Here is a 21748-nt window from a genome sequence, read left to right on the forward strand (position 1 = left end):
AAAGATAGATGAAAGGAACCTTTTCACATTTTAACCCCTTTCACGCCTGGTCCTTTGCCTAAAAGCCCCGGCAAAAGGCCGTATTGATTGATGATTTTCAGTCCCGTATACCGGTCTCTGAGCTGATGGGCGTATGCGAGCGCTTCTCTCACCAGCTCTTCTTCAACATCGAGTTCTTTGAATGATACAGGCCCGCCGATACGCCTCATCCACTCTGCCATTTTCTTACCGTCAGGGAGCTTTTCATAAACGGAGCGAATCGCTTGCTCAGCGTGTTGATCACCCAGGCTTGCACCGATAAGAGATCGGTAAATGTCAGTCAGCATAATCGCGCTGCAGCCGACTTTAGCACCGTGGAGCACTTGCCGCTTATTGTTCTCCAGCGCTTTCATTTCAAGGTAGTGGGAAAGATGGTGCTCGCCGCCGGAAGCCGGCCTTGAATGGTCGAGAACCAGCATGACTAGGCCAGAAAGGATCAGCGATTCCATCAATTTCTCAATCCCATCCCGCATCTTGGCGGCGATGTCATCTTTTCGGTCAAGACATTGATCAAGCGCTTCCCTCGTGAGCCGGCTGGCGGCCGGACAATACGGCTCGCCGGCAAGCAAGCGGGAAATCTCCCAATCCGCAAGCGACGTCACCTTGCCGAGCATATCGCCAAAACCTGCGGCTACCATGTTCTGCGGCGCTTGACACAAGAGCTCCAAATCGGCAAAAAGCGCGATCGGCGCTGTCGTTTGAACCGTCTGTTTCTTTCCTTTTAAAATCAGCGGTGCGCCGGCTGAAGTAAAACCGTCAACCGACGGAGCCGTAGGAACTGAAATAAACGGAATGCCGCGCTGATAGGCGCAAAACCTGACGATGTCGTGAATCGTGCCCGCTCCGGCCGCAATTAGTACATCCGCATCAATCGGTACACCGATCAATGCACTCACCAATGTTTGCTCATCCGCCGTCACATCGCCCGCTTCATTAGCTTCCAGCAGCACCGGAACCGTTTCAGCCGTTTCCTCAAGAAGAGAGGCAATCCGCTTGCCGGCTAACCGTCCGGTCGTTTCATCATAAATGACAGCGGCTTTTTTATAGGAAGCCGATTTCACGAAAGCGGGCAGCTCTTGCTCAACAGCATTGTCGCCGATCGCGATTTTTTCGACTGTAAGCGGGTGGTGGACGGTTCCGCATTCGCATGCGCCCAAAGTTTTTTTCACATAAGAGATCAAGTCATTCATTGGCAGCTTCCCTCCTCTATTGGCCGTAATAGGCGTCTGCCCCGTGCTTTCGAAAATAATGCTTATCCTGCAAAGCGCTCTTAATCCGCTTAAGAGACGGATTCAGCATCAGGGAGCGGTACGCCATCTTGGCGACTTCTTCCAGGACGACGGCATTGTGTACGGCAGTTAAGGCGTCTTTTCCCCAGCAAAACGGCCCGTGATTGTTCACGAGAACGGCGGGCACCGCCAGGGGGTCAAGATGCCGGAACGTCTCTACAATCACTTTTCCTGTATTCAGCTCGTATTGACTCCTGATTTCATCGGGATCCATTTCCCGTGTACACGGAATGTCGCCGTGGTAGTAGTCGGCATGAGTCGTTCCGAGCGACGGAATGTCCTTCCCTGACTGAGCCCAGCTTGTCGCCCACGGGGAATGCGTATGGACGATCCCGCCGATCGATTGAAACTGCCGGTAAAGATAGAGGTGTGTCGGCGTATCGGAAGATGGCTTCAGATCCCCTTCCACAATCTCGCCGTCCATATTCAGAACCACTAAATCTTCGGCTTTCAAATCGCTGTATTTGACACCGCTCGGCTTGATGACGACCAGCTTATTCTCCCGGTCAATACCGCTGACATTTCCCCATGTAAAGGTGACAAGCCGGTATTCTTCAAGCTGCAAATTCGCTTTTAATACTTGTTCTTTCAAAGATTCCAGCACAGTTTTCTCCTCCCTCTAAGCCATCGCTTTACCGGTGTCAGAACTAAGGGACTGGATGTTTTTCAATTTTTTAAGGCGTTTCATCACATTGTTTTGCTTTCCGAAGTACGTGTAAAGCTCCTTATATTCCGCATAAAGCTGATCGTATAAGGAAACGTTTTCAGGAATTGGTTTGTACGTTTTATCCTTGATCTTGCCCATATGTGCGACTGCTTCTTCGATATGGTCGTAACCGCCGTTCATGCTTCCGGCCGCGAGCGCTCCGAATATCGCTGAACCTAAAGCCGGCGCCTGCGGAGATCCAGAAATTTTGATTTCCATGTTGGTGACATCCGCGTAAACCTGCATGATAAACGGATTTTTTTCGGCGATTCCTCCTGCGGCATACAGCTCCTCGATCGGCACGCCGCTTTGTCTGAACGTTTCAATAATGATCCTCGTCCCGTAGGCAGTCGCTTCAACCAATGCACGGTATATCTCTTCAGGCTTAGTGGCAAGGGTCATACCGAGCAGCATTCCCGTCAGATCGGCATCAACGAGTGTTGAACGGTTTCCGTTCCACCAATCCAATGCAAGCAAACCGCTTTCACCGATTTGGAGACTGCCGGCCTTTTGAGACAGCAGTTCGTAAATGGAAATCCCTTCGGCTTCAGCTTCTTTCAAATACGCTTCTGGAACAAAGTGTTGAATCAGCCAATGAAAATGGTCGCCAACGCACGATTGGCCCGCTTCATAGCCGACATAGCCCGGCAGAATCCCGTCTTCAACGACGCCGCACATTCCCGGCACCATCCTGACATCCTCGCCGAGCAGCATATGACAGGTAGACGTTCCCATGATCATCAGCATCTTGCCCGGCTCTGTGATGCCGACCGCCGGAACCGACACATGAGCATCAACATTTGCGACAGCGACCGCCGTACCTGCCAGAAGCCCTGTCTTCCCGGCCATTTCTTCAGTCAGTCCGCCCGCTTTTTCGCCTACAGAATAAATATCCTCCGTTAGTTTTTCCCGAACGATATTTTTCAGCTTCGGATGCAGGCTTGCGAAGAAATCGTCGGAAGGATAGCCGCTCTTATTGTTCCAAATCGCTTTATAACCCGCTGTGCAATTGTTGCGCTTTCTGGTTCCGCACAGCATATAGACGATCCAGTCGGCCGCTTCCATGATCTCGGCTGCGGCATCATAAATGTCAGGCGCTTCTTCCGCGATTTGCATCACTTTTGGAACGAGCCACTCGGAAGAAATTTTCCCGCCGTATGTTTGAAGAAAAGGTTCATTTCTTTCTTCCGCGATTTGATTTAAGCGATTCGCCTGCTCCTGTGCAGCATGGTGCTTCCAAAGCTTCACATAGCTGTGCGGTTCCGACGCATACTCTTCCCTCATACAAAGAGGAGTCCCGTTCTCGTCAACGGGCAAAATCGTGCAAGCCGTGAAATCGATTCCGATTCCGATGATTTCTTTCGGATCCGCTTTTGACTGTTTCAAAAGGCTCGGAATCGTTTCCTCCAGCACTTCAATGTAATCGGCCGGATGCTGGAGCGCCCAGTCTCTCGGAAGCTTTCGCTTTGAGACCGGAAGCTCCCGGTCTATCACCCCGTGCGTGTACTCTTTGACAGCTGTCGCGATTTCCTCACCTGTCCGGACATCGACGAGAACTGCACGCCCTGACAATGTTCCAAAGTCAACTCCGATTGTGTAAGGGATAAGTCCTCACCCCCTTAAAACTTGCGAAGCCGATATGCAGCTTCACTCCATTTGAGTTCATTGCGAAGATTTAAAATCGTTGTATCACGATTGATCAACACCGCTTCAATGCCCGACATTTCGGCCCAATCGAGCATCTGCTCGGCTGTCAGCTGGTACGAAAGGCATGTATGGTGAGCACCGCCAGCCAAAATCCACGCTTCAGCCGATGTTCTCAAAGACGGCTGAGGCTTCCAAAGTACGCGCGCCACCGGAAGATTCGGAATATCATGCGGAACCTTCACAGCTTCCACTTTATTGATGACAAGCCTGAAACGTCCGCCCAAATCAATAAGGGAGACATTGACCGCAGGACCTGCAATTCCGTCAAACACGAGCCGCGCCGGATCATCCTTTGCACCCATTGACAGCGGATGGACTTCAATTCTCGGTTTGTGTTCGGCAATCGAAGGGCACACTTCAAGCATGTGGGAGCCGAGGATCATTTCATTGCCCGGTTCAAAATGGTACGTGTAATCCTCCATAAATGACGTTTCTTTTCCGCCGGCCATCATTTTCATCATCCTGACAAGCGCAGCCGTTTTCCAATCTCCTTCTCCTCCGAAGCCATAGCCTTCAGCCATCAGCCGCTGAACAGCCAAACCCGGAAGCTGCTTCATGCCGTGGAGGTCTTCAAAGGTTGTCGTAAAGGCCGTATAGCCTCCGCTCGAAAGAAAGCGCTTTAATCCAAGCTCAATCCGCGCCTGCTCCTTGACGGATTCCCTTGCCGCTTCGCCTTCCGGCCACTCATAAAGCTCCTCATATTCGGAGATGAGCTCGCTTAGACTCTGTTCTGATACAGCATTGATCTCCGTGACGAGATCGCCGATTCCATATCCGTCGACAGACCAGCCAAGCTGAATCTGCGCTTCAATCTTATCTCCTTCTGTTACCGCCACATTCCGCATGTTGTCCCCAAATCAGGCGACTTTGATATGGCGGCTTTCAATATATGCGACCGCTGCGCTCATCCATTTGTCGATCGAGCGCTTTACTTCTCTGTCTTCCCAATATCCGGCGATTACTTTTCGAGGAATGCCCAATCTCGCTCCGATAAAACCGTATTCGCGGTCGCCGTGGGCAGACTGATTAATATTCATGAAATCCATGTCGATTTTATCCCACGGAATGTCCCGGTTAAACTGGGTATGAAAATGGAGCAGCGGCTTATTCAGCTCGGAAAGGCCGGGAATCCACATTTTGGCCGGTGAAAACGTATGCATCCAGGTGATGATGCCTGCGCACTCTTCGTCCCGGTTCGCCTCTTCAAACAGTTTTCTGACGCCGTCCAGCGAAGTGGCCACCGCTTTGTACTTGACTTGAAACCTTAAATGTCCGTCATTTAATCCGTTGCAGATTATTTTGGAATGCTCTTCCACCTCTTGTACGGCCTTTTCTCCATATAAATGCTGGCTGCCTGTCACAAACCAAAATACATGCGTCTTTTTTTGAATCAAATAGCTTCCTCCTCTTCTTTAAGGTTTCTGTGTAAAGATTAGCAAACTATTAAAACGCTTACAAAAAAATATGGATATACCTTATTCTCAAACTTATCGCGACTATATGTACGTACAACTAAACTCAAAAACATATTTGTACGAACAACTTCATTATATCATTTTGAAAAAAACTGTCAATTTAATTTCCAGTGTGTTTTTTATTTTTTTTGACAGATTTCAGAACAAAAAAACGGGCGGAAAAATCGCCCGTCATCTGTTAATAAGTCGGCCACCCTTGGGAATCCCAGTACAAGTCGTTGATGAGCAGCTTCGATACACCATTGTCCAACGCGTCATAAGCGTGTCTGACAAGGATCGAGTTGTTCAGAACATCCTGATGTCCCGGCCCTTTCCAGCGGTCATTGCCGGAATCCAGGATCGTCCCTCCGCCGTTCATCATATTTTTGCCGCTTTTATCATAATAGGGTCCCGTAATGCTCGTTGAACGGCCGTACGCTATTTTATATGTGCTGTTCACCCCTTTACAGCAGCTGTCAAACGAGACAAATAAGTAATAGTAGCCGTCTTTGTAGGTAATGTTCGGCGCTTCAACCGCTCCGCCGTTATTCGGCCTTGAGGCGATCGAATACAGACTTCCCGTCGGCTTCATCGTGTTTTTATCAAGCCTTGTCAGCTTGATGCCGGTCCAAAAGGAACCGAATGAGAGCCATGGATTCCCGTCTTTGTCAATAACCAGATCAGGGTCAATGGCATTAAACTGATCACCGGATGTCGATCTGATGACCAGCCCGTCATCCCGCCATTTGCCGGATGAAATCCGGTCTGTCGATGCGAGTCCTATCGCTGATGTGTTTGAACCGAAAGACGATACAGAGTAATACAGCCAATACCGGCCGTTATAGTAGCTGATATCCGGCGCCCACTGATGCGGTTCATGATTTGGTACGTACATCTTCCACCAGGACAATGGAGCTGGAAAAATACTCGGGGCAGCACTCCAGTTTCTGCCGTCGGTTGACTTAATGACACGCAGCCCTGTACCGAGCCCGGTTCCAAATGTATACCACGTATTTCCCTCTTTAATGATGGAAGGGTCATGGATGAAATTGTCCCCCTTTGTGTCCCAAAACGCAGCCTTGCCTGATTCAGGCATCAAAAAAGCCAGCAGCAGTCCGAACATCAATCCTGTCAAAGACATTCTCCGCAACACTTTTTTCATTCAGTTCACACTCCTGTTCTTGTAAATGAAAAAACAATGCCTCCCTTTCTTTGTCAATTTTTCGAACAATGTTTATATATGTAAACGCTGTCTTTGACATTACAAAAAAAGCTGACAGCTTATAAAATAAGCCTGTCAGCCCCATCTTTCATCAGTCAAACGTAATATTTTGAACCGTCTCTTTATCCAATCGTTTAATCACTTCGGTAATTAATTTTACCGCATGTTCATAGTCATCCCGGTGAAGCATGGCCGCGTGCGTATGGATATACCTTGTCGCGATCGTGATCGACAGAGCAGGCACTCCGTTCGCGGTAAGGTGGATCGAGCCCGAATCTGTTCCTCCGCCTGAGAGGGCGTCAAATTGATACGGAATGCCGGCTTCATCTGCTACATTCGTGACAAAGTCGCGAAGCCCTTTATGAGACACCATTGAAGCGTCATAAAGGATGATCTGCGGGCCTTTTCCCATTTTGCTTGTCGACTCTTTTTCCGTAATACCCGGTGTATCACCCGCGATTCCCACGTCAACACCGAAAGCAATATCAGGCTTGATCGTATGCGCGGCGGTTTTCGCGCCTCTCAGTCCGACTTCTTCCTGTACGGTTCCGACGCCGTAGACGACATTCGGGTGATCCGCTCCTTTCAGGTTTTTCAGCACATCGATCGCGATCGCGCAGCCGATACGGTTGTCCCATGCTTTGGCAAGCAGCATTTTTTCATTATTCATCACCGTAAATTCAAAGTAAGGAACGACCTGGTCTCCCGGAAGAACGCCCCACTCCATCGCTTCCTCTCTGTTCGACGCTCCGATATCGATAAACATATCTTTAATATCCACCGATTTTTTTCTTGCCTCCTGAGACAGGACATGAGGAGGTTTTGAACCGATGATACCGGTGATGTCGCCTTTCTTCGTCACGACCGTCACACGCTGCGCCAGCATGACCTGGCTCCACCAGCCTCCAACCGTCTGAAAGCGGAGATAACCCCTGTCATCGATCCGCGTAACCATAAAACCGACCTCATCAAGATGGCCGGCAATCATAATCTTCGGTCCGTCAGCCTGTCCGGTCTTTTTAGCGATTAAGCTTCCCAGTCTGTCTGTCGTAACCTCGTCGGCAAACGGTTCTATGTACGATTTCATGACTTGTCTGGGCTCTTTTTCATTTGCAGGAATTCCTTTTGCATCTGTTAATTCCTTTAGCATCGTCAATGTTTCATCAAGCTTTGCCATCTCTATACAGCCTCCTTAATTAACCCTCATTTACTATTATACAGAAACATCCCTTTTCAATACGACCAATATTCTGTACAGCTTTTTTGGTTAAAAAATGAAACCTTGCGGGAACTGGTTCGTATATATTGGGATATACTCAAAATTACGTTCAAGGGAGGTTCTGTTTTAACATGATTGTCATCATATTGAGACTGGCTTTGCTGGCGCTTTTGGTTTACGTCGTGTACAGGGCCGTTCAATTTTTGGGGAGTCCGGACAGAAGGCTGAAATCAGCACAGGCCAAAAAACACTTTTATTTTTTGGACGAACAGAAAAATGCACGCAAAAATCTCAAGTTGACATTTAAAGGCGTGCTTTTCGAAGGAGAAAAACACATTCCTTCAAAAGACCATCCGCTGTTCATCCATACGATTTTTGTATGGACGGAAGCGCCTGAAGAAAAGCTCAGCTCTTTCACGGAAGAAGACTTCACAGAATTGGAAGAAAACATTAAAGCCCACTATCCCGATTGCAAAATCGACTGGGATTCGAACATTCAAAAGTGGAGAAACAAAAAAGCAGAAGAGCAATAAGCCTCATCTGCTTTTTTAATTCATCATATAAAAATAGGTCAAAACGGCTTGCACGGCCAGCAAAAAAGGAATGCCAAGCCTGAAGGAAAGGTGTTTTGTCTTATGTCTGAACCGCATCATCCCGAACCAGACGCCTGCGGATCCGAAAGCGGCCGCAACGAGCCAGATGCGGCGCTCAGATACCCTCCATTTCCCAGTGACCGCTTTTTGCTTGTCTGCTTTCATTAAGAAAAAGCCGTATCCGTTTATGAGGATCGCGTAAATCCATATGAGAGTCATATTGTTCATTTCTCCTTGTTTCGCGGTTGGGGGCTTGCGGCGGCCGGTCTCACGAACCGTTTCACATCCCGCGCGAGTAGCTTCTAACAACAAAAGAAAAAGGCCGGGTTCCGGCCTTTTTCAATTATTTATTCAATTGCGCTTTAGCAGCGTCTGCAAGCTGATTGAATGCGTTCAAATCATTTACAGCAAGGTCAGCAAGCATTTTGCGGTTTACTTCGATACCGGAAAGCTTAAGACCGTGCATCAAACGGCTGTAAGAAAGACCGTTCATGCGTGCTGCAGCATTGATACGAGTGATCCACAGTTTGCGGAAATCGCGTTTTTTCTGACGACGGTCACGGAAAGCGTAGTTTCCTGATTTCATAACCTGCTGGTTAGCTACTTTATATAATGTATGTTTTGAACCAAAATAACCTTTTGCTAATTTGAGAACCTTTTTACGACGTTTGCGTGTAACAGTTCCGCCTTTTACTCTTGGCATTAGATTTCCCTCCTAATTATACCTTTTCCGAATTACTTAATGTTGGCAAGCTGCTGCTTGATGCGTTTGAAATCGCCGGCGCTTACGACTGCGCTTTTGCGAAGCTTGCGCTTTTGTTTTTGAGATTTATTTGCGAACAAGTGACTTGTATATGCATGAGAACGTTTCAGTTTCCCGGAACCTGTCTTTTTAAAACGTTTCGCAGATCCGCGGTGAGTTTTCATTTTTGGCATGGATGTTTCCTCCTTAATTACTTTTCAGTTTTAGGCGCGAGCACCAAGAACATGCTGCGGCCGTCCATTTTCGGCTTCGTTTCAACAGTCGCCACTTCCGCGCAGGCTTCTGAGAAACGGTCCAGCACGCGCTGTCCGATTTCTTTGTGCGTGATCGCACGGCCTTTAAAGCGGATGGACGCTTTCACTTTGTCCCCTTTTTCCAGGAACTTGATGGCGTTGCGAAGCTTTGTATTGAAATCATGTTCTTCAATACCAGGGCTCAGCCGAACTTCTTTTAAGTTAATGATTTTTTGATTTTTGCGTGCTTCCTTTTCCTTCTTCTGCTGCTCGAATCTGTACTTTCCGTAGTCCATGATCCGGCATACAGGCGGTTTTGCATTCGCTGCAACCAACACAAGGTCAAGATTTGCGCGACCCGCAATTTCCAGTGCTTCCTGGCGGGATTTGATCCCAAGCTGATCGCCATTTTGTCCGATCAAACGAACTTCACGCGCACGGATACCCTCATTAACCAATTGATCTTTGCTAATAATGAGCCACCTCCATAGAATCTTTGAATTGATTTCACAACTCATTTTGACCGTTTCTTTGCATTCCACAGGCAAACAAAAAGTGCGGGCATCGAAACACCCACACTGCGAACATTGCATAGAAAAATAAGAAATGTACGTTTAACCTGCCAACTACAAGAATGTGTCAATCAGGTGAGAAGCGGGTGCTTCTGCTTGTTGATATATATTCAATTCATTATCCATCTTACATAAACAAATCCTGCAAGTCAAGATATAAAATTTATCACAACATTTGCTATTATATCAGGACACATTTGAAATAGCAATGCTATTTTTTTATTTTTCTTTCACCGGCTCTATCCGCCGATCATTTGGACACATAACGGAACGACAAACACGGTCACGACGCCGACGACGACAACTGCAATACTCGCCATTGCCGCTTCGACTTCCCCCATTTCAATTCCGACGGCGACGCCGAGGGCATGTCCTGATGTTCCGAGCGCCAACCCTTTGGCGATCGGATGCTGCACTTTAAAGATCTTCAAAAAAAGCGCGCCGAGCGCATAGACGATCACTGCGTTAAAGATGACGGCGAAGGCCGTGATATCTTGAATGCCGCCGATCCCTTTTGATAAAGGAAGCGCAATCGCGGTCGTGGCGGCCTGAGGCAGCATGCTTTTCATGACGGCTCCGTCAAGATGGAGCGCGTTTGCGATTAGATAGACGACAGCAACCGAGCAGACAGAGCCCGCAATAATGGCGCCAAGGATTTGCAGCCAATATTTTTTCAAGCTTTCCACCTGTTTGTATAAAGGAATGGCGAACGCAATCGTGGCGGGCTCCAAAAAGAACTTAATGATGTCTCCGCCGCTCTTGTAGTCCTCATATGAAAAACCGCCGATTTTTAAAAATACGATCCCAAGAATCATCGCGACAAACAGAGGCGTGAACAAGAAAAAACCATTTGATTTTTTAAATAAAAAAGTGCCGATGCCAAATGCGGCCAGTGAAACGACGATACCGAAATAAGGTGTCATAGCGTTAATAACCTCCTATTGATTCAAGAAGCTGTTTTTTTGGCAGGTTCACCCCGGTTGTCCTGACGGTCCTTTTTGCTTGCAGACAGGATGAACTGTGAAAACAAGCCTGTCGCTGCAAGCAGAATGACGGTGGCCAGGAAAATCACGAGGACGATCGGCAGCCCGTATTTCTCCATGACACCGAGCGAGTTCATCACTGATATACCCGACGGAACGAATAAAAAACCGATCAGCGAAGTGAGCGCCGTGCCAAGCGATTCGACTTGTTCCAGCTTCAGTACGTTCGCACACAGCAATGCAAACAACATCACCAAGCCGATGACAGACGGAGGAATCGGGATGGGCAGAATCGCGGCGATTCCGTTTGAAACAAACATCATAACAGCAAAAATAAATGCCTGAGTTAAAAAGCCATATTCTTTTTTCCCCTTCATTTCGTTCACCTCTTTGGCTGTGTTGGGTTCATTATATAAAAAGGCCCCGGCCAAAAAAGCGTTTTCAAAATAACTTGCCGGATACCGCCCTTCAATTGCAGAAACGGGACGCTGAAATGCAAATTATTCTTCCGGCTTTGCACATTCTTCACAATTATTTAAATTCCAGAATGTGCTAATGGAGCAAAACAGATCGTATAGTGGTTAATGAGAAAACGATTGATGAGGAGGCTCTGACTCATGAACCATTCAAGAGGAGGGCGCTTTGTTCCGGCTGGCGAATTCGCATCTTTAGCAAGACGCGGCCTGATGCCTGAAGACGCTTCGATCGCCGCCGGCGCGCCCCGATTTGCAGATTATCCATTCAAGCTTGGAGTGGCTTCAGGTGACCCGCATCCCGACGGGGTTGTCATTTGGACGAGGCTTGCCCCCGATCCGCTTGCCGAAGACGGTTTAGGGGGAATGCCCAGCAGAGCCGTCCCTGTTCAGTGGGAAGTAGCCGAAGATGAACATTTCCGCAAAGTGGTGAAGCGCGGGACCGTCTCAGCGCTCGCTGAGCTCGCCCACTCCGTTCATGTTGAAGTGAACGGCTTAAAGCCGGGAAGCTATTATTGGTACCGGTTTAAAGCGGGACGGGAAATCAGCCGGACAGGCCGTACAAAAACAGCGCCTTCCCCGCACGCCGACATCAAGGGAATGTCGTTCGCTCTCGCCTCGTGCCAAGCTTGGTACCACGGATATTTTACAGCTTACCGGCATATGGCCGAAGACCATCCGGACGTTGTTTTTTTCCTCGGAGACTATATTTACGAATATGCCATTAATGCTAAAAATCTTTTCCGCGATGTGACTTTATCTGCTGCCCATAACGCAAAAACCGTCACGCTCAGCCAATACAGACTCAGATATTCTCTTTTTAAGACAGACCCGGACCTCCAGGCCATTCATGCGCTGGCTCCCTGGGTTGTGACGATGGATGACCATGAGGTCGAAAACAATTATGCCGGCATCCATTCCCAATACAACACATCTCCGGACGATTTTCTCCGGCAGCGCGCAGCGGCGTACCAAGCTTTCTACGAAAATATCCCGATCCGCAGCACATCGATTCCAAATGGGCCTGACATGCTGATGTACAGGCGGTTCCGCTATGGAAACCTGGCTGAATTCAATGTTCTGGACACCCGGCAGTACCGCAATAATTTTCCGGCAAATGAGGCCGAACGGCTTGAGCCGTCACGCTCCATACTCGGATTTGACCAGGAGCGCTGGCTTTTTAACGGCTTGAGCCGGTCTGACACGGTGTGGAACTTTTTAGTCCAGCAAGTCGTCCTGGCTCAAATCGACCGCGATACAGGCCCCGGAGTTGAGTACAGCACAGACCAGTGGGACGGTTTTCCCGCTTGCCGCGACAGGCTTTTTTCCGCATACAAGGCATACGGCATCCAAAACCCCGTTGTGCTGACAGGAGATATTCACAGACATGCCGCTGCCGACTTAAAGGAGAACTTCGACGATGCGGGTTCAGCGACAATCGGAACCGAGCTGATCACAACTTCGATATCTTCAGACGCTGACGGCAGCGAGACCGATTCATTGGCGCCGATCTGGCTCGGAAACCCGCATGTCAAACTGTACAATGCGCAGCGCGGTTATGTTCGCTGCCGCTTGACGCCCCGGCAGCTTGAAGCCGACTTTCAGGTTCTTCCTTATATCACACGGCCCGGCGCCCCAGTCTCAACTTATGCCACATTCTCCATAGAAGCGGGACGGCCCGGGCTTCAGCGCTAAAAAACGGCGGTGAATGACGAATTCAGTCTTTCACCGCCGCTGATCATTTTTTACACCATATGCAGCCGTTTTTTCAGCTCTTTCGCGTATGTACGGCTGACAGGAATCGTGGAGCCGTCTTTCATCAGGAGGTTGTATGTCGAATTGAACCAGGGTTTGACTTCTTTAATATGATCCATATTTGCGAGAAAGCTTCTATGCACCCTGATCAACGCCGTCTGTGAAAGCTTTTGTTCGAGAACGACTAATGTATCGTGAACCGTGTATGCCTGATCAAAGGTTTTCACTGTGACGTGTCCGTCTTCTAACCCGGCGTATACGATTTCGTCCGGATCGAGAATGACGATCGCTTCGTCAATGCTGAGAGCCAGCCTGTGACGGCCCGCAAGCTGCTGCCCCTCCTGATGGCCGGGACGCATCCTTTTATATTTTTGAATCGTCTGTCTGATTCGCTCCTCATCAAACGGCTTTGTCAAATAATCGACCGCATCCACTTCAAATGCTTTCAGCGCATATTCATCATAAGCGGTCGCAAAAACGACAGCCGGAGGCGCCGACATTTTTTTCAGCCGCTTCGCAATGTCAAAACCGTTCTCCCCAGACAAATCGATGTCCAAGAAAAGAATATCGGGTTTGTGATCCGCCATTTTGTCAAACGCTTCTTCGATATGTTCAGCTTCATCGACCGCAACCACTTCTTCGGTCTGCTCTAATAAATATCTAAGCTCGTCTCGCGCAAACATTTCATCATCCACGATTAATACCTTGAGCATCTCTGTTCCCCTCTCTTTCGGTTTGAAAAGGAATCTTAAAGGATATCTCTGTTCCTCTATCAGGTTCGCTGGCAAGCTCGAGGGCAGCCTGGTGCCCGAACAAACCGGTAAGCCGCTGATTCACATTGTAAAGCGCCGTCCCGTTCCCTTCTTTTGAAGGTGCGGGCGCCTGTCCCAGCTGTCCAAGCAGCTCGGGATCAATTCCCCTGCCGTTGTCTGACACCTTCATCAAAACGCCGTCCTGCTCTCTCACAGCGCATACTTTTACCGTGCATACCTTTTGTTTTCTCGGGAATGCATGGCGAAGCGCGTTTTCAACAAGCAGCTGCAATATAAATGGAGGAATTTCCATGCTTTCAAGACCGTCCTCGATATGAAAATCAATATGATACTTGCCAGGGAACCGGGCCTGCTCCAATGATAAATAGGCTTCCAGGTGGTTCAGCTCTTTTGAGAGCGGAATCATCAGCTGCCTGGCTCCCTGCAGATTGGAACGAAAATAAACGCTCAACTGCAGGAGGAGTTTCCGCGTTTTTTCGGGATCTGTCCTGCACAGAGCAGAAATCGTATGGATGGCATTAAATAAAAAGTGCGGATTGACCTGCGCTTGAAGCGCCTTGATTTCGGCATCTTTCAAAAGCTTGCTTTGCAGCTCAGCCTCACCGAGTTCTAGCTGAGTGGAAAAAAGCATGGCAAGCCCTTCGGCGAGCTCTTCCGTCACACGGTTAAGACCGGATGGATGCTTAAAGTACAGCTTCAGCGTGCCGATTGTTTCGCGGTTGGAGAAGAGCGGCAGTACGATCGCCGCCTGCAGCGGACAGGAACGGTGCGCACACTCGATTTCATCGCGCGACTTCACTTTCATGACCTTTCCGGTTTGAATGACTTTTTTCGATAAACCGGTGATCAGATTTTTCGAAGGAATATGATGATCTGCTCCATCTCCGACATGAGCGAGAATGTTCTCTCTGTCCGTAATCGATACGGCATCCGTCCCCGTCATCCGGTGAATAATGAGAGCGGCGCTTTTGCAGGAATCCTCATTCAGTCCCCGGCGGAAAAAAGGAAGCGTCTGATCCGCTATCGAAAACACCTTATGGGTCTGAACGGCCCGCGCCTGTTCCTCTTTGCGGATAATAGACTGAATGATCGATAGAAAAATAAAGCTGCCCGTCCCGTTGACAATCATCATCGGAATGCCGATCATCTGAACGAGCGCGATAGCCTCAGCCTGCGGTTTTGCAAGTACGAGAATCATCAGCATCTGCAGACCCTCCATACAAATACCCGCCAGAGCGGCTACCCTTGGTGTCACCATCTGATGCCGTTTCCTGAAAAAGCTGCCGATATAACCGGCGATGACGCCAGCCAACAGTGAAGAAACCGCACAGCTCAAAGCTGTCGTCCCTCCCAGTGAAAAACGGTGAATGCCTGACAATAGCCCGACACCCGCTCCGACAAACGGCCCTCCGATCAGACCGCCGATTTCGACACCGAGAATTCTCGTATTGGCAATCGAGCTTGACGGATCGATCGCAAAAATCCAATCATTGTTCAAAATCTTATGTTCCCGGATTTCAATGCCTGTATAGTTGCTGATGATGCTGAACAGGGAAAAAATGAAGATGAGAACCCCTTTTCCCTTATACCCTTCCGGATGCTGGAGGTGCTGACGGAACACCTTCATATGGGCCAACATAAAGCCCAGGATAACGATGATCCCCACTCTCTCCAGCATCATGATCATGAGTTGAATCATGTACTTCCCCTTGCTTTCTTTCTGTATCGGAATTTGCTCTTATTCTATCATACCTCTTTTTATTCACACTTTGACGCGGCATGCTTTAAAAATAAAAAAGGCAGCAAACAATTGCTGCCTTTACCTTATTTGCTGCTACCCGTTTTCAAATTAACAATCAGCCACACAACTTGAATAATGAATGGAAATATAAATGCAATCAATAAAACGATAAACGCTATTAATTTAAGCTCAGGCGTTTGAGTAACACCGGCGCCATCAACATCTCTCAGCCACACGAGAGCCGTCCCCATTACAAAAACGGCCATCCAAAATATGTTGCAAATCCACCAAAATATCCATCGTTTTTTCACAAAACCATTCCTTCCATTTCTACACTGTATCTGCTTCTTCTGTCCGCATGTGAGCCCGTTATCACGAACATAAGATGCATCTTAAAAATCCCCTGCATTTCCAAACAATAGAAACCCGTTTCATTCTATCATATTCGAGAAGCTTTCACACTTTGACACTGCATTACATCACATTCTTAAATTCATTTCTTTCACATCCATTTAATCTATTGTAAAATAAATAAGAGAATTCTATAAATTAATGGCAGAGGAGAAGATCATGAAAGCCGTATTTTTTGATTTAGACGATACATTGCTCTGGGATGAAAAAAGCGTCAGCACAGCATTTTCCAAAACGTGTCTTAAAGCTGAAGAAAAATACGGAATCCATGCGGAAGAATTTGAAGCAGCGGTCCGCGAAGCAGCGCGAAAGCTTTACACGTCTTATGAAACATATCCATACACCGTCATGATCGGCATCAACCCATTTGAAGGCCTGTGGTCAAACTTCAGCGAGCCGATCAGCGAAGGCTTTCAAAAACTGAACAAAATTGTTCCTGAATACAGAAAAAACGCATGGACAAACGGATTGAAGGCGTTTGGCATCGACGATCCCGCCTTCGGGGAAGAACTCGGCGAATATTTCGCCGCAGTGCGCCGAAAGAGCCCTTTCGTGTATGAAGAAACATTTGCCGTTTTAGATGAACTGAAAGGAAAAGTAGAGCTTCTTTTGCTGACAAACGGCGATCCGAGCCTGCAGAAAGAAAAGTTGGCAGGCGTACCGGAACTTGCTCCTTATTTTAATGAAATCGTCATTTCCGGTGAATTCGGAAAAGGAAAGCCTGATCCAAGCATATTTGAACACTGCCTCAGCCTCCTCGGCATGACAAAGGATGACGCCGTGATGGTCGGAGACAACTTGAACACCGACATTCTCGGGGCTTCCAGAGCGGGCATTCAAACCGTCTGGGTCAACCGCAAAGGCAAAAAGAATGAAACTGACCTTACACCCGATCACGAAATCAGCCATTTGAGCGAACTGTTCGATATCCTCCGCGGAAAAACAGCCGACAAACTAAGCAAAAAAGCATGACTCCCGAGCGGGGATCATGCTTTTTTCTCGTTTATTTCTTTGCTTCTGCAACGGCTTTTTTAATGAAGTCTGCAAAGGCAACTGTTTCTGATTTTTGCTCTCCGTATTTGCGGACGTTGACGGCTTCGTTTTCAACTTCCTGGTCGCCGACGACAAGCATGTACGGGATTTTTTGCATCTGTGCTTCACGGATTTTATAGCCGATTTTCTCGTCACGGATATCGACTTCAACGCGAAGTCCTTCACGCTGCAGGCGCTCTTGAACTTTTTTGGCGTAGTCAAGATGCACGGACGGCGATACAGGGATGACCTGGAACTGAACAGGGGCAAGCCATGTCGGCAATGCGCCTTTATGCTCCTCAATTAAGAAAGCGACAAACCGTTCCATTGTGGAAACGACACCTCTGTGAATGACGACCGGACGATGAGGTTTTCCGTCTTCTCCGACATATGTCAGATCAAATTTTTCAGGAAGAAGGAAGTCCAGCTGTACAGTTGACAGTGTTTCCTCTTTTCCGATTGCTGTTTTGACCTGAACGTCAAGCTTCGGTCCGTAGAACGCCGCTTCCCCTTCGGCTTCGTAATAATCGTGTCCGATCTCGTCCATCGCTTCCTTCAGCATCGATTGCGCTCTGTTCCACATTTCATCGTCATCGTAATATTTCTCTGTATCTTCAGGGTCGCGGTAAGACAAGCGGAATGAGTACTGCTCAAGGCCGAAGTCTTCATACACTTCCTGAATCAGGCGGACAGTGCGGATGAACTCTTCCTTAATTTGATCGGGACGGACGAAAATGTGCGCGTCATTCAAAGTCATCCCGCGAACACGCTGCAGACCTGAGAGAGCGCCTGACATTTCGTAGCGGTGCATCGTTCCGAGCTCCGCGATCCGGATCGGCAGTTCACGGTAGCTGTGAATGTCGTTTTTATAAATCATCATATGATGCGGACAGTTCATCGGTCGAAGCGTCAATGTTTCATTGTCCATTTCAATCGGAGGGAACATTGTGTCTTGATAATGATCCCAATGCCCTGACGTTTCGTAAAGTTCTTTGCTGCCAAGGACAGGTGTATACACGTGCTCATAGCCGAGCGCAAGCTCTTTGTCAACGATATAGCGCTCGATGACGCGTCTGATGGTTGCACCCTTTGGCAGCCAAAGCGGCAGCCCTTGCCCTACCTTTTGCGAAATCGCAAACAGCTTCAGTTCTTTTCCGAGCTTTCTGTGGTCGCGTTCTTTTGCTTCCTCAAGGAGGCGAAGATGCTCATCAAGCTCCGCTTTTTTGAAGAAAGCCGTACCATAAATGCGCTGGAGCATCTTGTTGTTGCTGTCTCCGCGCCAGTATGCTCCCGCAAGGCTCAGCAGTTTGAACTCCTTGATTTTTCCTGTCGAAGGAACGTGAACACCGCGGCACAAATCGAAGAATTCGCCTTGTTCATAGATCGATACCGTTTCACCTTCCGGAATCGCATCAAGCAGTTCCAATTTCAAATCATCGCCGATTTCGGCAAACCGGGCTCTGGCTTCCTCACGGCTGACTTCTTTTCTTACGATCGGCAGATTTTCGCCAACGATTTTTTTCATTTCCTTCTCAATCTTCGGAAGGTCTTCCGGAGTCAGCGCTTCTTCCATATCCACATCGTAGTAGAAGCCGTTTTCAATGACCGGACCCACGCCAAGCTTCACGTTTTTATACAGGCGCTTGATCGCCTGGGCCATTAAGTGTGCAGTACTGTGGCGCATGATTTCAAGCGCTTCTTCGCTGCCTTCTGTAATGATTTCGATGGCGCCGTCCTCAAGGATCGGTGCGCGCAGATCGATTTCTTTGCCGTTTAATTTCCCCGCTATTGATTTTTTCTTTAAGCCGGGACTGATTGATGCCGCGATATCTTCTGTTGTCGTCGTTTTTGCAAACTCCTTAACCGCTCCGTCAGGAAATTTGATTTTTACCATATCTGACATCCTAGTCACTCCTTTTTTTTACAAAATAAAAAATCCCCGTCCCCCTATGAAAGGGACGAGGATTAATAAACGGAATTCGTGGTTCCACCCTTTTTCCCGAAAACGCAAAAAACCCGTCGCGCTCTCGGCTTTCGGTTCTGTAACGGGAAGTCCCGTCAGTCATTACTAGACACATTGCCGTTCACAACTGATGTTCAAAGGCGGTAAAAAAATGCTCCTTGGCTTAAGAGACTTTCAGCCGTGGTCTCCCTCTCTGTCAAACCGGTGTTCATCTTTTCATGTCCTTATCGATACATAATATCTTTAAGTTTACATCGTATTATAAATCGTTTTTCACACAAAATCAAGAATGCTCTTCCAAAATGTTTTCTCGCGGATGAAAGGCGTCAAGCGAAAGAATCCGTACGCGCTCCTGAAAAATATTTTGAATGGTCTGAACCATGGCGTGTTCCCGGTCTTCTGTATAGAGGTCTATTTTTTCCGGCGCAATCGATACGAGCGGAGCCAGGAGATGGGAATCAATATACATCGGGTGTTCTCTTACGAACCGCCTGTCTATGTATTTTTTTTGTTCCCGTTCAGAAATATACTTTAATTCCCACAATACAAAATAACCGTCGTGCACAATGCGGACATGGTCAAGCATCGGCTCTTTCGACATGACGTAGTCTCTCAGCGATTGAATGAATGTCTGATATTCCTGTTCCATTTTATACTCGTCAATTGCCGCCTCCACATAAGACCTGAGGCGTTCATAATACCTCCCGAGGCGAAATGTCATAAAAGACCGAATGGAAAAGACGTTTTCCTCAAGACAAATCGTTTGGAGCTCCTGAATGATGTAATGTTCGCGAGGGGTGTCGTCCTTGTTGAGAGGAAGCCCTTCAAGTTCGCCCTCCATAATGCTGTGGGCCAGTTGAAGAATCTGCTGCTGTTCATCCCGGTCCAAAAAGTAATAATCGCCTTCAATAACCGAAAGCATGTATTCGTCTTCTTTGCATTCTGTAAAAAATCTCGTCAGAACCGGCTCAATATAGGCCTGAATACTAACAGAGGAATGGGTCTTTTCAATTCCGATCTTCCCTGGTGCTTCGTGAATCTTGATATGCCGGTTCGCATCCGCATTGCGAAGGAGATGCAAAAACGCGGCTGTATCATAATCATCTTCAAATGTAATTTCAAGCATGTTTGTCCCCCCTAACAACATCTGATACATGTATATGGGGGTGACAAATAAAATAGACGTAAAAAAAGGATGAGCCCTTAATCGAGGAGCGCCTGCACTTTTTTTCTGAACAAAAGAGGCACGGTAATGAATATCAAGTAAATTGCCGCTGCAGCTGCAATTGCTATGATGTCGCCGGTCAAGAGGCTTGACCCGAGCACATTTAAAATAACGGTGCCCGGAATGATGCCCGTAGCCGTCGCCAGGGCAAACGACAGGGGCTTCACTTTTGACACGCCTGCCGCATAGCTAACCGCGTCAAAATGAATCGGCGCGAGCCTCAAGAGCAGAATGCAGAAAAAGCCGTTTTTCCGCAAAAGCGTCCGCAGGCTGTCAAGCTTCAGCGGCATGTGCTGAAGGTTTCCGCCGAGCCTGTATGCAACAGCGAATGACAAAAATGCACCGCCCGCCGCACCGATAAAAGAATACAAAGAGCCAAACAGCGGACCGAATGCGAGGCCCCCGCTGACGGCGAAAACGGAAGCAGGTAGCAGCAAAAACGGCCGGATCATCAATAATCCGATATAGATGAGCGGGGCGAAAATCCCGAAGGATAAGACGCCTTCTCTTATATGAGCGGGGCTCAGATTCAGATATTTCGCATTCAACCATAGTCCGGCCGCCGCGATTACGGCGATAACCGTCCATTTGGCCAATGTTCTTTTTTGCATCTTCTTCATCTCCGTAATTGAAGCTCGGGATCATGTAATTACTGCCGCCGGTTTTTCCCGTCCAGCCGGACAGGCGTCGCTAAATACAGCACCCTCTCCATCAGCCTTGCCGCTTTCACCTCTTCTTTTTCGCCCCTTTGCGAATAGGTGAAATGGTGTTTCAGTTCATCAGGGTCAAAGTTGGAAGAGAAAAACGTCGGCAGCTGATGAGACATTCTGTGCTGAAGGATGGCGCCAAGCACCTCATCCCTCACCCAGCTTGACATGGACTCCGCACCGATATCATCGAGCATTAGAATCGGCGTAGACTTGACCATCTCAAGCTTTTCTTCAAGCGACTGATCGTGTATCGCATTTTTCAGTTCCCTGACAAATTCGGGGACATAGACGAGAATGGATGGATGGTCCTTTGCCGCAAGCTCGTTGGCGATGGCGGCCAGCATAAAGGTTTTTCCGACCCCGAACTTCCCGTAGACGTAGATGCCTTTTCCCTTTCCCGTTTCGTTATAGTCATGCAAAAAGCCTGTCACAAGCTGAAGGACCTTTAATCTGCTCGGATCATCTCCGTCAATATCGGCAAACGTAGCATTCAAGAGATCCTGTTGAATATAGATGCTTTTAATCAGCGACCGCTGTCTTTCCCTCTCGTCCGCTGCCTTTTTTTCCGGACACCTGTCATATTGAACATCGATCGTTTTTCCGTTCATCACAAGCTTTGGATGATAACCTTGAATCAGGTTTTTGCACTCTTTCAGACTCGGGCAGTCTTGGCATGCTTTGCTTTGCTGTGTAAATTCATAAAGCTTGTTTAGGCTCCTGTCGATCATTCCTTGATCCACTTCTGACTGGCGGCTGTTTAAAAACTCCTGAACATCCTTGTCAGAGAGCACTTTTTCTTTCATATCTTCAAGGCGTTTTTGAAAATCGGGTCTCGTCGTCACGCCTTGCAAAGCGCGTTTAATCGGCTCCATCATCTTCACCTCA

Annotated in this window: 21 protein-coding genes, 1 pseudogene and 1 other annotated feature; of the genes and pseudogenes, 3 read left to right on the forward strand and 19 right to left on the reverse strand. The window is 48.1% G+C overall.

Features of this window, described 5'->3' with window-relative positions:
• Positions 1-23 precede the first annotated feature (23 nt).
• From KI350_RS02340 to KI350_RS02365, 6 genes and pseudogenes are all read right to left on the reverse strand, one after another.
• Positions 24-1229, reverse strand: a complete 1206-nt coding sequence (locus tag KI350_RS02340; protein ID WP_011198184.1) for a sn-glycerol-1-phosphate dehydrogenase — start codon at positions 1227-1229, stop codon at positions 24-26.
• A 16-nt stretch (positions 1230-1245) separates the two neighbouring features.
• Entirely contained in the window at positions 1246-1932 is a 687-nt protein-coding gene (gene araD, locus KI350_RS02345; protein WP_011198185.1) for an L-ribulose-5-phosphate 4-epimerase, read from the reverse strand.
• Positions 1933-1947: 15 nt separating this feature from the next.
• Positions 1948-3639, reverse strand: a complete 1692-nt coding sequence (araB, locus tag KI350_RS02350) for a ribulokinase (RefSeq protein ID WP_025805113.1) — start codon at positions 3637-3639, stop codon at positions 1948-1950.
• Positions 3640-3653: 14 nt separating this feature from the next.
• A pseudogene (gene araA, locus KI350_RS02355) lies at positions 3654-5135 on the reverse strand (L-arabinose isomerase).
• 259 nt (positions 5136-5394) lie between these two features.
• Entirely contained in the window at positions 5395-6357 is a 963-nt protein-coding gene (gene abnA, locus KI350_RS02360) for an arabinan endo-1,5-alpha-L-arabinosidase AbnA (RefSeq protein ID WP_035338196.1), read from the reverse strand.
• 151 nt (positions 6358-6508) lie between these two features.
• Positions 6509-7594: a M42 family metallopeptidase gene (locus tag KI350_RS02365; protein ID WP_020452527.1), complete on the reverse strand. Its 1086-nt coding sequence runs from the start codon at positions 7592-7594 to the stop codon at positions 6509-6511.
• A gap of 173 nt (positions 7595-7767) precedes the next feature.
• Between KI350_RS02365 and KI350_RS02370 the strand changes: the two genes are divergently transcribed.
• Positions 7768-8169: a hypothetical protein gene (locus KI350_RS02370; RefSeq protein WP_035338193.1), complete on the forward strand. Its 402-nt coding sequence runs from the start codon at positions 7768-7770 to the stop codon at positions 8167-8169.
• A gap of 15 nt (positions 8170-8184) precedes the next feature.
• Here the strand turns inward: KI350_RS02370 and KI350_RS02375 are convergent, their stop codons facing one another.
• The 6 genes from KI350_RS02375 to lrgA all read right to left on the reverse strand — a co-directional run bounded on the left by KI350_RS02375 (position 8185) and on the right by lrgA (position 11157).
• Positions 8185-8448, reverse strand: coding sequence for a DUF1294 domain-containing protein (locus KI350_RS02375; RefSeq protein ID WP_020452529.1), 264 nt, complete (start codon positions 8446-8448; stop codon positions 8185-8187).
• Positions 8449-8572: 124 nt separating this feature from the next.
• Positions 8573-8932: a 50S ribosomal protein L20 gene (gene rplT, locus KI350_RS02380; protein WP_003184266.1), complete on the reverse strand. Its 360-nt coding sequence runs from the start codon at positions 8930-8932 to the stop codon at positions 8573-8575.
• 32 nt (positions 8933-8964) lie between these two features.
• On the reverse strand, positions 8965-9165 hold the full coding sequence (gene rpmI, locus KI350_RS02385) for a 50S ribosomal protein L35 (protein ID WP_003184267.1): 201 nt from the start codon (positions 9163-9165) through the stop codon (positions 8965-8967).
• A gap of 17 nt (positions 9166-9182) precedes the next feature.
• Positions 9183-9701: a translation initiation factor IF-3 gene (gene infC / locus KI350_RS02390; protein WP_116523372.1), complete on the reverse strand. Its 519-nt coding sequence runs from the start codon at positions 9699-9701 to the stop codon at positions 9183-9185.
• Between the two features lie 67 nt (positions 9702-9768).
• Positions 9769-9901 (reverse strand) — a sequence feature (ribosomal protein L20 leader region).
• Between the two features lie 135 nt (positions 9902-10036).
• Positions 10037-10720 (reverse strand): antiholin-like protein LrgB, encoded by a 684-nt coding sequence (gene lrgB / locus KI350_RS02395; RefSeq protein ID WP_020452531.1) that lies wholly within the window; start codon positions 10718-10720, stop codon positions 10037-10039.
• A 23-nt stretch (positions 10721-10743) separates the two neighbouring features.
• A complete protein-coding gene (gene lrgA, locus KI350_RS02400; protein ID WP_020452532.1) occupies positions 10744-11157 on the reverse strand; it encodes an antiholin-like murein hydrolase modulator LrgA in 414 nt (137 codons plus the stop codon).
• Positions 11158-11397: 240 nt separating this feature from the next.
• Here lrgA and KI350_RS02405 point away from each other — a divergent pair, with 240 nt between their 5' ends.
• On the forward strand, positions 11398-12948 hold the full coding sequence (locus KI350_RS02405) for an alkaline phosphatase D family protein (RefSeq protein ID WP_020452533.1): 1551 nt from the start codon (positions 11398-11400) through the stop codon (positions 12946-12948).
• Positions 12949-12998: 50 nt separating this feature from the next.
• Here KI350_RS02405 and KI350_RS02410 read toward each other — a convergent pair whose 3' ends face one another.
• From KI350_RS02410 to KI350_RS02420, 3 genes are all read right to left on the reverse strand, one after another.
• On the reverse strand, positions 12999-13721 hold the full coding sequence (locus KI350_RS02410) for a LytR/AlgR family response regulator transcription factor (RefSeq protein WP_020452534.1): 723 nt from the start codon (positions 13719-13721) through the stop codon (positions 12999-13001).
• Positions 13696-15480: a sensor histidine kinase gene (locus tag KI350_RS02415; RefSeq protein ID WP_020452535.1), complete on the reverse strand. Its 1785-nt coding sequence runs from the start codon at positions 15478-15480 to the stop codon at positions 13696-13698. Before KI350_RS02415 ends, KI350_RS02410 begins: the two co-directional genes overlap by 26 nt.
• 125 nt (positions 15481-15605) lie before the next feature.
• Positions 15606-15833, reverse strand: coding sequence for a DUF3923 family protein (locus KI350_RS02420; protein WP_020452536.1), 228 nt, complete (start codon positions 15831-15833; stop codon positions 15606-15608).
• 259 nt (positions 15834-16092) lie between these two features.
• Here KI350_RS02420 and KI350_RS02425 point away from each other — a divergent pair, with 259 nt between their 5' ends.
• Complete coding sequence (locus tag KI350_RS02425) at positions 16093-16905, forward strand: HAD family hydrolase (protein WP_020452537.1); 813 nt, start codon at positions 16093-16095, stop codon at positions 16903-16905.
• A 31-nt stretch (positions 16906-16936) separates the two neighbouring features.
• Here KI350_RS02425 and thrS read toward each other — a convergent pair whose 3' ends face one another.
• The 4 genes from thrS to dnaI all read right to left on the reverse strand — a co-directional run bounded on the left by thrS (position 16937) and on the right by dnaI (position 21735).
• Positions 16937-18868: a threonine--tRNA ligase gene (gene thrS / locus KI350_RS02430; RefSeq protein ID WP_020452538.1), complete on the reverse strand. Its 1932-nt coding sequence runs from the start codon at positions 18866-18868 to the stop codon at positions 16937-16939.
• A gap of 343 nt (positions 18869-19211) precedes the next feature.
• The gene (gene ytxC, locus KI350_RS02435) at positions 19212-20054 is read right to left on the reverse strand and encodes a putative sporulation protein YtxC (RefSeq protein WP_020452539.1); all 843 of its coding nucleotides are present in this window, start codon (positions 20052-20054) and stop codon (positions 19212-19214) included.
• A 77-nt stretch (positions 20055-20131) separates the two neighbouring features.
• Positions 20132-20764 carry a TVP38/TMEM64 family protein gene (locus tag KI350_RS02440; RefSeq protein WP_020452540.1) on the reverse strand — a complete coding sequence of 211 codons (633 nt, stop codon included), beginning with the start codon at positions 20762-20764 and terminating at the stop codon, positions 20132-20134.
• Between the two features lie 38 nt (positions 20765-20802).
• Complete coding sequence (dnaI, locus tag KI350_RS02445) at positions 20803-21735, reverse strand: primosomal protein DnaI (RefSeq protein ID WP_020452541.1); 933 nt, start codon at positions 21733-21735, stop codon at positions 20803-20805.
• Positions 21736-21748: the final 13 nt, after the last annotated feature.

The sequence above is a fragment of the Bacillus sp. J41TS8 genome (assembly GCF_018333035.1).
Classification (GTDB): Bacteria; Bacillota; Bacilli; order Bacillales; family Bacillaceae; genus Bacillus; species Bacillus paralicheniformis.

Excerpts from the sequence above, each read along its gene's own strand:
- lrgB (WP_020452531.1), bottom strand. The coding sequence starts at position 10,720 with ATGACACCTTATTTCGGTATCGTCGTTTCACTGGCCGCATTTGGCATC.
- abnA (WP_035338196.1), bottom strand. The coding sequence starts at position 6,357 with ATGAAAAAAGTGTTGCGGAGAATGTCTTTGACAGGATTGATGTTCGGA.
- KI350_RS02365 (WP_020452527.1), bottom strand. The coding sequence starts at position 7,594 with ATGGCAAAGCTTGATGAAACATTGACGATGCTAAAGGAATTAACAGAT.
- KI350_RS02415 (WP_020452535.1), bottom strand. The coding sequence starts at position 15,480 with ATGATTCAACTCATGATCATGATGCTGGAGAGAGTGGGGATCATCGTT.
- KI350_RS02440 (WP_020452540.1), bottom strand. The coding sequence starts at position 20,764 with ATGCAAAAAAGAACATTGGCCAAATGGACGGTTATCGCCGTAATCGCG.
- lrgA (WP_020452532.1), bottom strand. The coding sequence starts at position 11,157 with ATGAAGGGGAAAAAAGAATATGGCTTTTTAACTCAGGCATTTATTTTT.
- rplT (WP_003184266.1), bottom strand. The coding sequence starts at position 8,932 with ATGCCAAGAGTAAAAGGCGGAACTGTTACACGCAAACGTCGTAAAAAG.
- KI350_RS02425 (WP_020452537.1), top strand. The coding sequence starts at position 16,093 with ATGAAAGCCGTATTTTTTGATTTAGACGATACATTGCTCTGGGATGAA.
- KI350_RS02410 (WP_020452534.1), bottom strand. The coding sequence starts at position 13,721 with ATGCTCAAGGTATTAATCGTGGATGATGAAATGTTTGCGCGAGACGAG.
- KI350_RS02340 (WP_011198184.1), bottom strand. The coding sequence starts at position 1,229 with ATGAATGACTTGATCTCTTATGTGAAAAAAACTTTGGGCGCATGCGAA.
- rpmI (WP_003184267.1), bottom strand. The coding sequence starts at position 9,165 with ATGCCAAAAATGAAAACTCACCGCGGATCTGCGAAACGTTTTAAAAAG.
- thrS (WP_020452538.1), bottom strand. The coding sequence starts at position 18,868 with ATGTCAGATATGGTAAAAATCAAATTTCCTGACGGAGCGGTTAAGGAG.
- KI350_RS02405 (WP_020452533.1), top strand. The coding sequence starts at position 11,398 with ATGAACCATTCAAGAGGAGGGCGCTTTGTTCCGGCTGGCGAATTCGCA.
- ytxC (WP_020452539.1), bottom strand. The coding sequence starts at position 20,054 with ATGCTTGAAATTACATTTGAAGATGATTATGATACAGCCGCGTTTTTG.
- dnaI (WP_020452541.1), bottom strand. The coding sequence starts at position 21,735 with ATGGAGCCGATTAAACGCGCTTTGCAAGGCGTGACGACGAGACCCGAT.
- KI350_RS02375 (WP_020452529.1), bottom strand. The coding sequence starts at position 8,448 with ATGACTCTCATATGGATTTACGCGATCCTCATAAACGGATACGGCTTT.
- KI350_RS02370 (WP_035338193.1), top strand. The coding sequence starts at position 7,768 with ATGATTGTCATCATATTGAGACTGGCTTTGCTGGCGCTTTTGGTTTAC.